The organism is Egicoccus sp. AB-alg2 (assembly GCF_041821065.1).
Classification (GTDB): domain Bacteria; phylum Actinomycetota; class Nitriliruptoria; order Nitriliruptorales; family Nitriliruptoraceae; genus Egicoccus.
Genome location: NZ_JBGUAX010000006.1, coordinates 299,713 through 315,226, shown reverse-complemented (window position 1 = coordinate 315,226; position 15,514 = coordinate 299,713). Strand labels below are relative to the sequence as shown.

Sequence of the window (15,514 nt, the reverse complement as noted above, 5' to 3'; positions counted from 1 at the left end):
GTACCGCCAGCAGTGGCGGATCCGCGGACCCGGCGAGCGTGGCCGAACCCTGCCGAGCGGTGTCCGGCCAGCCAGGACCAACCAGGAGCCTCGAAGGAAGTACCCTTGGTGCGCGAAGCGCCCCGTCAGCCGGTCCGGACCTGTGTCGCCTGCCGTACCGCGCGAGCCCAGCATGAGCTGCTGCGGTTGGCCCGGACGCCCGACGGGATCCGCTTCGACGCAGATGGGCGCCTGCCCGGCCGGGGCGCCTATCTCTGCCACGATCCCCATTGCCTCGAAACCGCCGCACGCCGCGGCGCCAGTGGACTCCGGCGCGCGCTCCGCGGCGGCTCCGAGGCAGAGGCGCTCGCGGCACTCGCGACCATCCGCGACCAAGGCAGCACCACCCGCGCCCGAGGAAGACCGACCCACGCCCCAGGCGACACGACCCGCGCCCAGGGCGACGGCCCCCCGACGGGCCCCGACGAAGACGTGCAGCACCAGGTGCCGGACGGCACCGTGAGGAGCGAGAACGCGTGAGCAACAAGGTCCGCGTCTACGAACTGGCGAAGGAGACCGGCCTCCACAACAAGGAGGTCCTCCGTCGCCTGACCGACCTCGGCGTCGATGCCAAGAGCCACTCCTCGTCCATCTCGGACGGGGACGCCGCGAAATTCCGCGAGTCGCTCGGCAAGACCGAGGCCGAGCGCCGCGCCGAGGAAGCCGCGAAGCGCAAGCGCGAGCAGGAAGAGCTCGAGCGCTACCGCTCGATCCAGGCTGCCGCGCCGCCGGAGGGCAAGAAGGCCGCCAAGGTCCTGCCGCCGCACCTGCGCAAGCAGCAGGAGGAGCAGGAGGCCGCCAAGCGCGCCGCCGACGCCGCCGCGGCGGCCCAGGCCGCGGCGCAGGCGCCCGCGCCCGCCTCCGAGCAGCCCGCGGCGCCCGAGCAGCCCGCCGAGCAGCCGGCCCCCGCGTCGCAGCCCGCGCCCGAGGCACCCGCAGCCGACGCCGGCCAGCAGGCGCCGGCGGCCGGCGGTGACGGTGCCGGTCCCGCCGCGTCCGGCACGGCCCCCGGCGGAGCGGCCCCGGGTGGACCGTCGCGCCGCATGCCCGGTGCTCCGCCGCCGCGGCTCAAGCCCGGTGAGGCGCCCCTGCGTCCGCCGTCGCAGCGCGGCCCGACGCCGCCGCCGACGGTCACCGGCGGTGGCGTGCCGCCGACCCGGCGCACGGAGAGCAACCTGCCGCAGGAGGGCTCGGGTCGGCGCAGCATCCCGCCGCCGCTGCGCAAGGCGCCGGCGCGGCCACAACCGCAGCCCGGTGCGCCGGCCGGAGGCCGAGGCGGCCCCGCTGGTGGTCGTGGTGCGCCGGCAGGTGGCCGTGGTGGGCCCGGCGGTGCCGGTCGCGGCGGCCCGGGCGGTCCCGGCGGCGGTCGCGGTGCCCCGGGCGGCCCTCCGGGCTCGCCCTACCGGCAGCCGGTCGGCCGCGGCGGTCCCGGCGGCGGTCCTGGTGGCCCCGGCGGCGGTCCTGGCGGCCGTGGCGGCCCGGGTGGTCCCGGTGGCCCCTCCGGCACCGGTGGGCCGGGTTCGGGCAAGACCCGGCGCAAGAAGCGCAAGGAGAAGCAGACCCCGCAGGAGCAGGAGCTCGCGCGTGGTCCGCGGCGCCGTGACGTCCCGATCGAGGAGCTGATCAAGACCGACCGCGTCGAGGTGCTCTCCGGCATCACGGTCGGTGAGCTCGCCGACAAGCTCGGCGTGCCCGGTGCAGCCCTGGTCAAGAAGCTGTTCGAGATGGGCGAGATGGCGACGGTGCAGCAGACGCTGCCCGACGACACCGTGGAGATCCTCGCCGGCGACCTCGGGGTCGAGGTCTACTTCATGTCGGAGGAGGAGCTCGAATTCGGTATCGAGACCGCCGACGACCCGGAGAAGCTCCAGCCCCGCCCGCCGGTCATCACGGTCATGGGCCACGTCGACCACGGCAAGACGCTGCTGCTCGACGCCATCCGCAACACCGACGTCGTGTCGGGCGAGGCGGGCGGCATCACGCAGCACATCGGCGCCTACCAGATCAGCAAGGACGGGCGCCTGATCACCTTCATCGACACGCCGGGCCACGAGGCGTTCACCGCCATGCGTGCCCGGGGTGCCCAGGTGACCGACGTGACGATCCTGGTCGTCGCCGCCAACGACGGCGTCATGCCGCAGACCGAGGAGGCCATCGCACACGCGAAGGCCGCCGAGGTCCCCATGGTCGTGGCGATCAACAAGATCGACCTCGAGGGCGCCGACCCCATCCGGGTCAAGACCCAGCTGACCGAGCACGACGTCGTCGCCGAGGACTTCGGCGGCGAGGTGCCGACGGTCGAGGTCTCGGCCAAGACCGGCCAGGGGCTCGACGACCTGCTCGAGGTGGTCCTGCTGCAGGCCGACCTGCTCGACCTGAAGGCCAACCCGGACAAGGACGCCCGCGGTCGCGTCGTCGAGGCCCACCTCGACAAGGGCCGCGGTCCGGTCGCCACGGTGCTGGTGCAGAACGGCACCCTGCACCGTGGGTCCATCCTCGTCGCCGGCACGGCCGACGGCCGTGTCCGGGCCATGTTCGACGAGAACGGCAACCAGGTCGACGAGGCCCTGCCGGCCCGCCCGGTCCAGATCATCGGTCTCAACGACGTGCCGGAGGCCGGCGACGAGTTCCGTGTCGTCGACGCCGAGCGCTTCGCCCGTGACGTCGCCGAACGTCGGGCCGCCCGCGAGCGCCGCAAGGAGCTCGCCGAGCGCCGTCCGACGACCCTGGAGGAGTTCACCTCCGCGGTCCAGGCCGGCGACAAGGCGACCCTCAACGTCATCATCAAGGCCGACGTGTCCGGGTCCGCCGAGGCCCTCGAGGACGCCCTGCTGAAGCTGGAGCTCGACGAGGTCCAGGTGCGGGTGATCCAGAAGGGCGTGGGCGCGATCACGCAGGGCGACGTCCGTCTCGCCGAGGCGTCGGACGCCATCATCGTGGCGTTCAACGTCCGCCCGGGCCCCAACGCCCGCGACGAGATCGACCGCTCCGGCGTCGACGTACGCACGTACCGGATCATCTACGAGGCGATCGAGGACATCGAGCGCGCCGTCAAGGGCCTGCTCGCCCCGGAGTTCCGCGAGCAGATCATCGGCGAGGCCGAGGTCCGCGAGATCTTCAAGGTCCCGCGCGCCGGGTTCGTGTTCGGGTGCATGGTCACCCGGGGCGAGATCCAGCGCGACGCCGGCGTGCGCGTCATCCGCGAGGGTGTCGTGATCGCCGAGGACAAGATGACCTCGCTCCGCCGCTTCAAGGACGACGTCCGCGAGGTCCGCGAGGGCTTCGAGTGCGGCATCGGCCTGGAGAAGTTCCAGGACGTCAAGGAGGGCGACGTCTTCGAGGCCTACGTGACCGTCGAGGTCGCCCGCGACTGACCGTTCCACGCCTCTCGGCGCCCGGCCCGACCGGGCCGGGCGCCGACCGGTTTCCACGAGCAGAAAGGGCCGCACGTGACGTCCGGTGACGGTCGCGTGCATTTCGGGGTCGCACGCGTGGACCTGCACCTGCCCGGCATCGACAGCCTCAAGGGCAAGCGTGCGCTGCTCAACCGCGCCCGCTCGCGGCTGCAGAACGAACTCGGTGTGTCCGTGGCCGAGGTCGGCGACCAGGACCGCTGGCAACGCGCCGTGCTCGGCGTCGCCGTCGCCGCCTCCACCCACACCGGCGTCGACCGGGTGCTCGACCGCGTGACCGCGGTCCTCGAGCGCGACCCCCGTATGGTCGTGCTCGGCACGGAAGACCTCGCCGACACGCTCGACGCCGACGGTTCCGGGCTGCCCCCGCTGTCCTGACCGGCCCGCACGCCGCCGCCTCCCGATAGGAGCCCGCCATGGCCAAGAAACGCAATCCCCGGGTCGACCGGGCCGTGCGCGAAGCCGTCGCCGACCTGCTCGAGTCCGAGATCGCCGACCCGCGCCTGCAGCTGATCACGATCACCGAGGCCGAGGTCACCCAGGACCACGAGGTCGCGACGATCTACTACTCGACGCTGGACCCGACGCTGGTCAGCGGCGACCCGCGGCGCACCGGCGGCGACCGCCTGCCCGAGGCCCACGAGGTCGAGGCCGGCCTGGAGGCGGCGGCCCCGCGTCTGCGCGGGCTCGTCGGCCGTCGGGCGCGTCTGCGGACCTCGCCGGAGCTGCGTTTCCGCCCTGACCCCGTCGTCGAGCAGGCCAACCGGGTCGAGCAGCTGCTGCGGGATCTCGGCCGTGGTGGCGCCGACGGCCAGGACCAGGCGTGACCACCCGCGTGGAGCCCACGTGGCTCGACGACCTGGACCCGCAGGTGCTCGACCAGGCGGTACGCCGCCTCGCGAGCTGCGCCCACGACGGCGGCCGCATCGTGCTCGCGGCCCACGTCGGTCCCGACGGGGACGCGTTGGGGGCCGCCCTCGCGCTCCACGTGGCCCTGTCCAGGCTGGGTGCCCGCACCGTCCCGACCGTGGGGGAGGAGCCGCTGAAGGTGCCGGCCCCGCTGGCGGACCTGCCCGGTGTGCGTGACCTCGTCACGCCGTCCTCGCTGCCCGACCCCGTCGACGTCGACCTGCTGGTGACGCTCGACGCCGCCAGCCCGGCGCGGCTGGGCAGCATCAGCCGGCTGCTCGACGCCGGCGTGCCGACCATCGTGGTCGACCACCACGCCTCCAGCACCGCGTTCGGCGACCTGCGGCTGGTGGCGCCGCGTGCGGCCGCCACCGTGCTGATCGTCGACGAGTTGCTGCACCGCCTCGAGGTACCGCTGACGGTCGAGCTGGCGACGTGCCTGTACGTGGGACTGGTGACCGACACCGGCCGGTTCGGGCACGCCTCGACCGACCGCGCGGCGATGGAGTTCGGTGGCCGCCTGATCGAGGCCGGCGTCGAGCACGCCGAGCTCACCCGGCGCCTGTACGGCACCTCGTCGTTGGGTGAGCTGCGGCTGCTCGGCCGTGCCCTGGACCGGCTCTCCTTCGTGCCGGACGTCTCGCTGGTCCACACCCACCTCACGGCCGAGGAGCTCGAACGCACGGGCACCGGCATCGAGGCCACCGAAGCACTCATCGACGTCGTTCGCACCGCCGACGTCGCCGAGGTGGCGCTGGTGTGCAAGCCGGCCCCCGACGGCACCTGGCGGGCCTCGCTCCGTTCGCACGGGTCGGTCGACGTGGGCGCCATCGCGGAGTCGCTCGGTGGTGGCGGGCACGCCTTCGCGGCCGGATTCACCGCCGACGGCACGGTCGACGAGGTCGTCGCCGGGGTCGTCGACGCGCTGCGGAGGGCCTGAATGCCCCGCAAGCGACGCAGCCCGGACGACCGCGACGGCGTGCTGGTGATCGACAAGCCGGCCGGCCCGACCTCCCACGACGTCGTGCAGGCCGTGCGCCGCGCCGCCGGCCAACGGCGGGTGGGACACACCGGCACCCTCGACCCGCCGGCCACCGGCGTGCTGGTGGTCTGCCTCGGTCGCGCCACCCGGCTGGTGCAGTACCTGCAGGCCGGCCACAAGACCTATGCCGCGCAGATGGTGCTTGGCGTCGTGACCTCGACGCAGGACGCCGAGGGCGAGGTGCTGGCGCGGGTGCCGGCACGGGGTATCGACGAACGGCGGGTCTGCGAGGCCCTGACCCGCTTCCAGGGCGAACTGCTCCAGGTGCCGCCGATGGTCTCGGCGGTCAAGGTCGCGGGCGAGCGGCTGCACGAACGCGCCCGTCGTGGCGAGGAGGTCGAGCGCGACGCCCGTCCGGTGACGGTCCACGACCTGGTGCTCGACGCCTACGACGACAGCGACCCGGATCATCCTCGCGTGTCCTTCCTCGTCACCTGCTCGGCCGGCACCTACGTGCGCACCCTGGCCCACGACGTCGGTGCCGAACTCGGTGTCGGGGCGAGCCTGACCTCCCTGCGCCGGGTCGCGAACGGCCCCTTCACGGTCGACGAGGCCCACGACCTCGACGCCGTCCGCGACGCCGGCGCGAACGGCGTCCTGGACCGGCTGCTGCTGCGCCCGGAGGAGGCGATCGCCCGCGCCCTGCCGACCGTCGACGTCGACGACCCGGACCTGGCGCTCGCGCTCACCCAGGGCAAGCCGGCCCTGGCGGCGCAGGGCCGCACCGGTGACTACGCGGTGCGCCACGGCGGCCACCTCCTGGGCGTCTTCGCCGACCGTGGGCCCGGGGCCCGCTCGCAGCTGGTGTGGACGCGGCCCGAGGAACTCGCACCACGGGTCGCGCCGGACCCCGCGGATGCGGCACGATCCGCACCCGTCGACGATCCGACCGACAGCGGAAGGGCTGCCCCGTGAGCGAGGTGTTCCACGGGGACGTACACGACCTCGCCGAGCTGACCCCGGTCGACTCGGCGGTCACCATCGGCAACTTCGACGGGGTCCATCGCGGCCACCAGGTGCTGCTGCGTCGTGCCGTCGACGCGGCCCACGACCGCGATGCCCGGGCGGTGGCGGTCACCTTCGACCCGCACCCCGCGGCCGTCCTGCGCCCGGGCAGCGAGCCGCCGACGCTGCTGGCCACCGACGAGCGGGTGGCCCGGCTGCTGGAGGTCGGGGTCGACCTCGTCGTCGTGCTGACCTTCACCCGCGAACTCTCGCAGCTGACCCCGCAGGCGTTCGTGCGCGACGTCCTGGTTCGCCCGATGGGGGCCCGGCGGGTCATCGTCGGCACCAACTTCCGGTTCGGGCACAAGGCGGCCGGTGACGTCGTGACGCTGGTGCAGGAGGGCGAGCAGCACGGATTCGAGGTCGAGGCCGTCACGCTGCTGGAACTCGACGGGGTCGCGATCTCGTCCACGGCCGTCCGCGAGCACCTCGCCGCGGGCCGAATCGATTGGGCCAACCAGGCGCTCGGGCGCCCCTACCACGTCCGTGGCGAGGTCGTGCCCGGCGACGGCCGGGGACGCACGATCGGCGTCCCGACGGCGAACGTGGACGTGCCGGCGGACCGGCTCGTGCCGGCCAACGGCGTCTATGCCGGGACCGCCGGTGCGGACGGGCGTCGCTGGCCGGCGGTGACCAACGTCGGGTTGCGCCCGACCTTCGCCGGGACGACGCGCACGGTCGAGGCGCACCTCCTCGACGCCGACGCCGACCTCTACGGCCACCAACTCGAGGTGACGTTCGAGCACCGGCTCCGCGACGAGCGTCGCTTCGACGGCATCGATGCGCTGGTGGCGCAGATCCACGCCGACATCGACCAGGCCCGCCGCTTGGTGGGCTGAACCGGCGCAGGTCGGTGGCCGGTGGCCGTCGCCCGGCCACCGCCGCGGGCAGGTCTCGACCGGCTGGTCCGGCCCGGCCGGCGCCGGATGCCGCCGGCCGTACGGGGGGACTGCGGCCGGCCGGTGCGACGGTGCGGGTGTTCCGATGTCCACGGAAAGGGCCGCACCGTGAGTCGTGCTCCGCAGCCCGGTCCCGCCGCGAGGGCGCGGACCGATCGGCATCCCGCCCAGTACCTCGCGCTCGCCGTCGGGGCGATCTACCTCCTCGTCGGCTTGGCGGGCTTCCTCGTGACCGGCTTCGACGGCTTCGCCGCGCCGGAGGGCGACCTCCTGCTCGGCTTCGAGGTCAACCCGCTGCACAACATCGTGCACCTGCTCATCGGCGCCGCCGGTCTGGCGCTGTGGAACCGACTCGACCGAGCGCGCACCTTCGGCTGGCTGCTCGCCGGCGTGTACGGCGTGACGTTCGTGTACGGCCTGTTCGTGGCCAACAGCGACGAACCCGCCAACTTCCTCGCCCTCAACCAGGCAGACAACGTCCTGCACCTCGTGAGTGCGCTGGCCGGTCTGGCCATCGCGCTCTGGCCGGCACGGGATCGCTCCCCCGCCGCGCGCGCGACCCGCTGATCCGGCCACCCTCGGCGCCCCCGGCTACTCCCGTGCCGGGGGCGCCGGCGTGTGCGAAGCCCGGTCCGTCCCGCTTGTAGGCTCGCGCCCGCGCGGACGTCGGCTGCCGCGCCGCCCACTGAACGCCGGCCGTGGAGGACGCGCTTGCCACCGAGGATCGGGGTCGTCGGTGGGGGACAGCTGGCGAGGATGCTGCTCCCACCCGCGGCGCGGCTCGGCCTGTCGCTGGTCTTCCTGGCGCGTCCCGGTGACGCGGTGGCGGCGGTGTGGCCCGACGTCGTCGAGGGTGAACCCGACGCGGACGGCCTGCGGCGCCTCGCCGAGCGCGTCGACGTGCTGACCGTCGAGCACGAGCTGGTCGACCTGGACACGATGCGGGCACTGGAGGCCGAGGGGCTGCCCGTGCGTCCCTCCGCCGCGACGCTGCAGACCGCCACGGACAAGGTGCGTCAGCGCGAGGTCCTGGGCGCCGCCGGGGTCCCGGTCGCGCCGTGGGTGCTGGCGACCACCGTCGCGGAGATCGCCGCGTTCGGCGACGCCCACGGCTGGCCGCTGGTGTGCAAGCGACCCCGCGGCGGCTACGACGGGCGCGGCGTGTGGATGGTCGACGACCTCGACGCCGCGGCCGCCGTCGTCGAGGAGGTCGGCGGCGAGCCATTGTTGCTGGAGCCGAAGCTGGCACTCACCCGCGAGTTGGCCGTCCTGGTCGCCCGCCGGCCCGGAGGACAGACCGCCGTCTACGACCCGGTGGAGACCGTCCAGGTCGACGCGATGTGTCGTGAGGTCCTGCAACCCCCCCGGGTCGCGCCGGACGTGGTGCGCCGCGCCCGCGACATCGGGCAGCTGGTCGCGGACACCATCGGCTCGGTCGGCATGCTGTCGGTGGAGCTGTTCGTCGGCCGGCCACCCGGCAGCGGCCACGCCGGGACCGACGAGGTGCTGCTGAACGAACTCGCGGCCCGCCCCCACAACGCCGGCCACGTGACCATCGAGGGCGCGCTCACCTCGCAGTTCGAGAACCACCTGCGTGCGGTCGCCGACCTGCCGCTGGGCGCGACGACCTCCCGGGGGCCGGCGGCGATGGTCAACGTCGTCGGCGGGCAGGTCGACCCCGCCGACCGGCTGGCGGCGACGCTGGCGCGCGTGCCCGCCGCGGCGGTCCACCTCTACGGCAAGGACTACCGTCCGGGCCGCAAGCTCGGGCACGTCACGGCCGTCGGCGACGACGTCGAGGCGGCCCGGGTCGTCGCCGAACGGGCCGCCGACCTGCTGACCGCGGCCGCCGCCGAGGAGGTCTGAGTGAGCGTCGCCGTCGTCATGGGGTCCGCGTCCGACCATCCCGTCATGCGCGAGGCGTCCGAGGTCGTGCGACGCTTCGGCGTGGACTGCCACGAGCAGGTGGTCTCCGCCCACCGGATGCCCGACGAGATGCTCGCGTTCGGGCACGCCGCCGCGGACCGCGGGTTCAAGGTCGTCATCGCCGGCGCCGGCGGCGCGGCGCACCTGCCCGGCATGCTCGCCAGCGTCACGGAGTTGCCGGTGATCGGCGTCCCGGTCGCGTTGAAGACCCTGGACGGGCTCGACTCGCTGCTGTCGATCGTGCAGATGCCGCGGGGCGTGCCCGTCGCGACGGTGGCGATCGGCGGCGCCGCCAACGCCGGCCTGCTGGCCCTGCGGATCCTCGCGACGTCGGACCCGGAGCTGGCGTCGGCGCTTCGCGATCATCGCCGCGCCCTCGGCGACGAGGCACGCGAACGGGGTGCCGCCCTGTTCGGCGACGCCCCGCCGGGCGGCTGAGCGCGGCGGTCAGCCGCCGCGTGGCCACAGCCGTGGGAACAGCGGGTGGTCCATCGGCGCACCGGCGGGCAGTTCGTCGCCGAGTCCGGGGAAGGCCGGCGAGGTCGTCCAGGCGCGCGGCGCGTGCACGGCGTCGTCGCCGAGGAAGCGCACGGAGAAGGCCCGGCGGCGATGGGGGCCCTCGACGCCGCCGGCCGCGTGCAGCTCCAGCATGTGGAAGAAGACGGCGTCGCCCGGCTCGAGCTGCCAGCCGAGGATGCGGTGCGCGCCGGCATCGCGGGCCAGGTCGCCGTCGATGTCGGGCAAATCCTGCAGGCTGCCCTCGGGGAACCACTTGGCCTGGTCGTCCATGAAGCTGCGCGGCATCAGCCACGGGCCGCGGTGGGAGCCGGCGACGAACTCGAGTGTGGACGTGCGGGCGACCGGGTCGACCGGCAGCCACATCGAGCAGTTCTGTCGCCCCTCGACGTTGTAGTAGGGCTGGTCCTGGTGCCACGGGGTGCGCTGCTGCGTCCCCGGCTCCTTGACCAGCGTGTGGTCGTGGAACAGCCGCACGGTGCGCGACCCCATCAGCGCTGCGGCGACCTCGGCCGCCCGTGACTGCCGGATGAACTGCTCGTACTCGGGGATCCGCTGCCAGTTGCAGAAGTCCTCGACGAAGCGGCCGGCATCGGCGTCGCGGCTGGCCACCAGGAAGCGCTCGCTGGGGTCGGCCAGCACCTTCTCGATGCCGCGTTCGACCAGTGCGAGCTCCGCCGGGCTCGCCAGGCCGCGGACGACGACCGCACCGTCGCGCTGGAAGGCCGCGACGGTGGCCTCGTCGACGGCCGGCTGGGGGAGGGTCTCGGACATGGGGACTCCCGTTCGCGACGGGGCACTTCGGACGTGTCGTCACCGCCAGCGGGCACGCTAGCGTCGGTGACCGTCTGCAGGCACGCCCGGGAAGGACGAGCGCGGTGCGACCGGTACCGGTGACCGACGCCATCTTCCTGCTCGGCGAGGTGCGGGGTCGCCCCCTGCACGTCGGTGGCCTGCAGCTGTTCCGGCCGCCGGAGGGGGCCGGCCCCGACTTCGTGCGCACCCAGTACCGCGCTGCGCTCGAACACGAGCCGGCGCCACTGTTCCGGCTGCGGCCGACCCGGATGCTCGGTGGCGTCGGCCCGTGGGCCTGGACCGAGGACGACGACTTCGACCTCGAGTACCACGTCCGGCATTCGGCGCTCCCGCATCCCGGGCAGGTCCGCGAACTGCTGACCCTGGTGTCCCGGTGGCACGGGGCCATGCTGGACCGCAACCGCCCGCTGTGGGAGACCCACATCATCGAGGGGCTCGCCGACGGACGGGTGGCCGTCTACAACAAGGTCCACCACGCGCTGCTGGACGGCACGGCGGCGATGCGGTGGCTGATCCGCAGCCTCAGCACCGACCCCGACGAACGCGGCATGCCGCCCGCCTTCTCGTTGCCGGCCCAGGCCGGGGAGTCGCGGCACGCCGAGGTCACCGGGGACCAGGACGGCGGCGGGCTGCTGGCCTCGTTCACCGGCGGCGTGGCCGACGAGGCACGCGTCGCGGGCCGGGCGCTCGGGCAGGCCGGGACCACCGCCATGCGCGCGGTCGCCAGGGCGCTGGACGACCAGGCCGCCGCGCTGCCCTACCAGGCGCCCCGCACGATGCTGAACCAGCCGATCACCGCGGCCCGCCGGTTCGCGGCCGACCGCTGGCCGCTGGACCGGATCAAGGGCGTCTGTGCGGCCACCGGCGGCAAGGTCAACGACGTGGTGCTGGCGATGAGCGCCGGCGCCCTGCGGCGCTACCTGCTCGACCACGACGCGCTGCCGGACCGTCCGCTCGTGGCCGCGGTGCCGGTCTCCCTGCGCGACGCCTCCGACGAGCCGGGTCGCGGCAACGCGGTCGGGGTGGTGCTGTGCAACCTCGGCACGCACCTCGCCGACCCGGTGGCGCGCTTCGAGCTGATCCACCGCTCGATGCGCGACTCGAAGTCGCAGCTGGCCGACCTGCAGCCCGCCGCCGTACTGCTGCTGAGCGCGCTGAGCTTCGGGCCGGTCGCGTTCGGACCGCTGTTCCGCTTCCGGCCGCTGCGCAAGCCGGCGTTCAACCTGATCATCTCGAACGTGCCGGGCCCACGCGAGCCGAGGTACTGGAACGGCGCGCGCCTGGACGGGGTGTACCCGGCGTCGGTGCCCTACGACGGCCAGGCCCTCAACATCACGGTGACCAGCAACGACGGCTACCTCGGTTTCGGGCTCACCGGCTGCCGCGCCCGCGTCCCGTCCCTGCAGCGCCTGCTCGAGCACCTCGAGGACAGCCTCGACGAGCTGGAGGCCGCGTGCGCCACCGCCTGAGGGACGCGGCCAGCCGACGTGTCACGGCCCGCCGACGTGTCACGGCCCGCCGAAGTGTCGCGGGCGCGCCGGGACGTGTTGCCGAGCTCCGGCCGGCGGCTACACTGCCTGGCTGACGACCCGACAGGGTCGCTTTCACCGTGCCCGTTCGGGTGTCGGGGTTCCCTGATCGACGTACTGGCGCTTCGTGGCGCCGTCACCTCGCAGATCCCCCGCGGCGACACGTTCGCCACCCGGCGACGCAGGGCCCGACCACGACAGGAGAACCGTTGGCTGCCGTCCTTCCCGACGACAAGCAGGAGATCATCGCCAAGTTCGCCCGCGCCGAGGGCGACACCGGCTCCCCCGAGGTCCAGGTCGCGCTGTTGACCAAGCGCATCAGCCACCTGACCGAGCACCTCAAGGAGCACAAGCACGACCACCACTCGCGGCGCGGGCTGCTGATGCTGGTCGGTCAGCGCCGGCGGCTGCTGAACTACCTGCGTGACAAGGACATCGAGCGCTACCGGGCGCTCATCGCGGAGCTCGAACTGCGCCGCTGACATGATCGGGCCGGGGTCCAGGCGACCCCGGCTCGTCTCGTTCCCCGGGGCGGGCACACGCCCGCACCGCCGCACCACCGACAACTGCAGACCCCCGCGCACCAGGACGCGCGACACCGCCGGCCGACCGCGTCGGTCGTCAGTGGAGACGTCTCGAGCCCCGCTCGAGCCGCCCTCACTGATGCACCGACACCCCGGCCGACCGTCTCGGCGTCCTCGCGTGACGAACCACACGAGGAGGCCCACGTGGGCACGCTCGGAACGTACGAACACGCCGTCGAGATCGACGGCAAGACCATCACCTTCGAGGCGGGCACGCTGGCCCAGCAGGCCGGCGGCGCCGTCGTCACCTCCATCGGCGACACCAAGGTCCTCACCACGACCACGGCGTCCAAGCAGCCGAAGGACTTCCTGCCGTTCTTCCCCCTCACCATCGAGGTCGAGGAGCGGATGTACGCCAACGGCCGCATCCCCGGCTCGTTCTTCAAGCGCGAGGGCCGGCCGTCGGAGAACGCCATCCTCGTCTGCCGCCTGACCGACCGCCCACTGCGCCCCACCTTCGCCGAGGGGCTGCGCAACGAGGTGCAGGTCGTCAACACGGTCGTGCAGACCATCCAGTTCGACCCCTACGACGTCGTCGCGATGAACGGCTCGTCGCTGTCGACGATGCTGTCGGGCCTGCCGTTCGCCGGGCCGGTCGCCGCGGTCCGTTACGCGATGCTGCGTGACGGCTCCTGGATCGCCTTCCCCTCCTTCGAGGAGCTCCAGGAGGAGGCGGTCTTCAACATGGTCATCTCCGGCCGTGTCGAGGACGACGGCGAGGTCGCCATCCTCATGATCGAGGCCGAGGCGACCCCCGACGCCTGGACGAAGGTGGAGATGGGCGCGCCGGCCCCGACCGAGCAGGTCGTCGGTCAGGCCATCGAGGACGTCAAGCCGATCATCAAGCAGCTGTGCGAGGCGCAGCAGGCGTTCGTCGACCAGGTCGGCGCCCGTGACGCCGGCGAGTTCCCGCTCTTCCTCGACTACACCGACGAGGTCTTCGAGCAGGTCTTCGACTTCGCCGCCGAGCGCGTCACCGCGATCTACCGCGACGCCGAGGTGACCAAGTCCGAGCGCAACGACCAGCTCGACGTGGTCCGCCAGGAGACCATCGCGCACGTCACGGAGAACGGCCCGGCCGACCTCGACGAGGAGGCCCGCGGCAAGCAGGCCGCCGAGGCGTTCCGGTCGACCGAGAAGAAGGTCGTGCGTCAGCTCATCGTCGACGACGGCTTCCGGGTCGACGGCCGCGGGGTCGCGGACCTGCGCGAGGTGTCGGCCCAGGTCGGCGTGCTGCCCAAGACCCACGGCTCGGCGCTGTTCCAGCGCGGCGAAACCCAGGTCCTGTCCGTCCTCGCCCTGGGCACCCAGCGCGAGGGCCAGCGGCTGGACACGCTGGACCCCGAGGAGGAGAAGCTCTTCCTCCACCACTACAACATGCCGCCCTACTCGACCGGTGAGGCCGGCCGCGTCGGCAGCCCCAAGCGCCGCGAGATCGGCCACGGTGCGCTGGCCGAGCGGGCGCTCATCCCGGTGCTGCCCGACCAGGGCGAGTGGCCCTACGCGATGCGGGTCGTCTCGGACGTCCTGAGCTCCAACGGCTCGACCTCGATGGGTTCGGTCTGCGCCGCCTCCATGGCGCTGATGGACGGTGGCGTGCCGGTCCACGCCCAGGTCGCCGGCATCGCCATGGGCCTGGTCTACGAGAACGGCAAGTACACGACCCTCACCGACATCCAGGGCGTCGAGGACTTCTTCGGCGACATGGACTTCAAGGTCGCCGGGCCGGAGAATTTCATCACCGCCCTGCAGCTGGACACCAAGCTCGCCGGCATCCCGGCGCAGGTGCTCCAGGACGCGCTGCTGCAGGCCCGTGACGCGCGCCTGCAGATCCTCGAGGTCATGAACGAGGCGATCGCCGAGCCGCGCGACGAGGTGGCCGAGACCGCCCCGCGCGTGGAGATCGTCAACATCCCGCAGGACAAGATCGGTGCGGTCATCGGCCCGCGCGGCGCGATCATCAAGGAACTGGTGGAGGTCACCGGCGCCCAGATCGACGTCGACGAGGAAGAGGGCCGCGGCGTCGTCAAGATCTACGCCAACTCGCGCGAGCAGGCGCAGGACGCCCTCGACCGCATCAACGCGATCGCGAACCCGCAGCTGCCCGAGGTCGGCGAGCGCTACCACGCCACCGTGGTCAAGACGGTCGACTTCGGCGCCTTCGTGAACCTCACGCCGGGCACCGACGGCCTGCTGCACATCTCCGAGCTGTCGAAGATGGCCGGCAAGCGCCTCAACCACGCCGAGGAGGCGGTCGAGGTCGGCGAGCAGGTGCTCGTCGAGGTCAAGGACGTCCTCGACGGCGGGCGCAAGTTCAAGCTCGAGTACGTCGGCGAACGCGCCGGTGGCGCCGAGGACGAGCGTGCCGGCGGCGACGACCGCGGCAAGTCGGACGACGCCGAGCGCGAGGACGCCGAGGAGTCGCGCGGCGGCCGCGAGCGTGGCCGCGGCGGTCGTGACCGCGACCGCGACAACGGTGAGCGTCGTGACCGTGACCGTGGTGATCGTGGTGGCCGTGACCGCGACCGTGACCGCGGCGAGCGCCGCGAGCGTGGCCGGGACCGCGACGAGCGTCGCGACCGTGACCGCGACGGTGACCGCGAGCGTGGCCGGGACCGCGACGAGCGTCGTGACCGCGACCGCGACGGGGACCGCGAGCGTGGCCGCGACCGTGACCGCGGCGAGCGTCGTGAGCGCGGCGACGGCAACGAGCGCGGCGACGGCGGCGAGCGGACCCGCACGCGGACCCGCAGCCGCAGCCGTGAGCGCGACTGAGACGACATCCGGACGTCGGCGGGCGGTCCCAAACGGGATCGCCCCGCTGCGCACGCCGGAC

General features: G+C 73.4%; 14 protein-coding genes. 13 read left to right on the top strand and 1 reads right to left on the bottom strand.

The genetic code is table 11. From position 1 onward, the window contains the following. The first annotated feature begins 12 nt into the window (after positions 1-12). From ACERM0_RS13720 to purE, 10 genes are all read left to right on the top strand, one after another. Positions 13-519: a YlxR family protein gene (locus ACERM0_RS13720; RefSeq protein WP_373679172.1), complete on the top strand. Its 507-nt coding sequence runs from the start codon at positions 13-15 to the stop codon at positions 517-519. Continuing rightward, a complete protein-coding gene (gene infB / locus ACERM0_RS13715; RefSeq protein ID WP_373679171.1) occupies positions 516-3,413 on the top strand; it encodes a translation initiation factor IF-2 in 2,898 nt (965 codons plus the stop codon). The genes ACERM0_RS13720 and infB overlap by 4 nt, the downstream gene beginning before the upstream one ends. A 96-nt stretch (positions 3,414-3,509) precedes the next feature. After that, positions 3,510-3,830, top strand: a complete 321-nt coding sequence (locus ACERM0_RS13710) for a DUF503 domain-containing protein (RefSeq protein WP_373679170.1) — start codon at positions 3,510-3,512, stop codon at positions 3,828-3,830. A gap of 38 nt (positions 3,831-3,868) precedes the next feature. Beyond that, positions 3,869-4,279: a 30S ribosome-binding factor RbfA gene (gene rbfA, locus ACERM0_RS13705; RefSeq protein ID WP_373679169.1), complete on the top strand. Its 411-nt coding sequence runs from the start codon at positions 3,869-3,871 to the stop codon at positions 4,277-4,279. After that, the gene (locus ACERM0_RS13700) at positions 4,276-5,301 is read left to right on the top strand and encodes a bifunctional oligoribonuclease/PAP phosphatase NrnA (RefSeq protein WP_373679168.1); all 1,026 of its coding nucleotides are present in this window, start codon (positions 4,276-4,278) and stop codon (positions 5,299-5,301) included. The genes rbfA and ACERM0_RS13700 overlap by 4 nt, the downstream gene beginning before the upstream one ends. Further along, positions 5,302-6,318, top strand: a complete 1,017-nt coding sequence (gene truB / locus ACERM0_RS13695) for a tRNA pseudouridine(55) synthase TruB (protein ID WP_373679167.1) — start codon at positions 5,302-5,304, stop codon at positions 6,316-6,318. Next, positions 6,315-7,247 carry a bifunctional riboflavin kinase/FAD synthetase gene (locus ACERM0_RS13690; protein WP_373679166.1) on the top strand — a complete coding sequence of 311 codons (933 nt, stop codon included), beginning with the start codon at positions 6,315-6,317 and terminating at the stop codon, positions 7,245-7,247. The genes truB and ACERM0_RS13690 overlap by 4 nt, the downstream gene beginning before the upstream one ends. A gap of 168 nt (positions 7,248-7,415) precedes the next feature. Beyond that, positions 7,416-7,874 carry a DUF4383 domain-containing protein gene (locus ACERM0_RS13685; protein ID WP_373679165.1) on the top strand — a complete coding sequence of 153 codons (459 nt, stop codon included), beginning with the start codon at positions 7,416-7,418 and terminating at the stop codon, positions 7,872-7,874. A 144-nt stretch (positions 7,875-8,018) separates the two neighbouring features. Then, positions 8,019-9,173, top strand: coding sequence for a 5-(carboxyamino)imidazole ribonucleotide synthase (locus tag ACERM0_RS13680; RefSeq protein ID WP_373679164.1), 1,155 nt, complete (start codon positions 8,019-8,021; stop codon positions 9,171-9,173). A gap of 18 nt (positions 9,174-9,191) precedes the next feature. Beyond that, positions 9,192-9,671, top strand: coding sequence for a 5-(carboxyamino)imidazole ribonucleotide mutase (purE, locus tag ACERM0_RS13675; protein WP_373679261.1), 480 nt, complete (start codon positions 9,192-9,194; stop codon positions 9,669-9,671). A gap of 9 nt (positions 9,672-9,680) precedes the next feature. Here purE and ACERM0_RS13670 read toward each other — a convergent pair whose 3' ends face one another. Then, positions 9,681-10,523, bottom strand: coding sequence for a phytanoyl-CoA dioxygenase family protein (locus tag ACERM0_RS13670; RefSeq protein ID WP_373679163.1), 843 nt, complete (start codon positions 10,521-10,523; stop codon positions 9,681-9,683). Between the two features lie 104 nt (positions 10,524-10,627). Between ACERM0_RS13670 and ACERM0_RS13665 the strand changes: the two genes are divergently transcribed. From ACERM0_RS13665 to ACERM0_RS13655, 3 genes are all read left to right on the top strand, one after another. Then, positions 10,628-12,034: a wax ester/triacylglycerol synthase family O-acyltransferase gene (locus ACERM0_RS13665; protein ID WP_373679162.1), complete on the top strand. Its 1,407-nt coding sequence runs from the start codon at positions 10,628-10,630 to the stop codon at positions 12,032-12,034. Between the two features lie 269 nt (positions 12,035-12,303). Continuing rightward, positions 12,304-12,576: a 30S ribosomal protein S15 gene (gene rpsO / locus ACERM0_RS13660; RefSeq protein WP_373679161.1), complete on the top strand. Its 273-nt coding sequence runs from the start codon at positions 12,304-12,306 to the stop codon at positions 12,574-12,576. A 246-nt stretch (positions 12,577-12,822) separates the two neighbouring features. Further along, on the top strand, positions 12,823-15,453 hold the full coding sequence (locus ACERM0_RS13655; RefSeq protein ID WP_373679160.1) for a polyribonucleotide nucleotidyltransferase: 2,631 nt from the start codon (positions 12,823-12,825) through the stop codon (positions 15,451-15,453). Positions 15,454-15,514 lie beyond the last annotated feature (61 nt).

Excerpts from the sequence above, each read along its gene's own strand:
- ACERM0_RS13670 (WP_373679163.1), bottom strand. The coding sequence starts at position 10,523 with ATGTCCGAGACCCTCCCCCAGCCGGCCGTCGACGAGGCCACCGTCGCG.
- truB (WP_373679167.1), top strand. The coding sequence starts at position 5,302 with ATGCCCCGCAAGCGACGCAGCCCGGACGACCGCGACGGCGTGCTGGTG.
- rbfA (WP_373679169.1), top strand. The coding sequence starts at position 3,869 with ATGGCCAAGAAACGCAATCCCCGGGTCGACCGGGCCGTGCGCGAAGCC.
- purE (WP_373679261.1), top strand. The coding sequence starts at position 9,192 with ATGGGGTCCGCGTCCGACCATCCCGTCATGCGCGAGGCGTCCGAGGTC.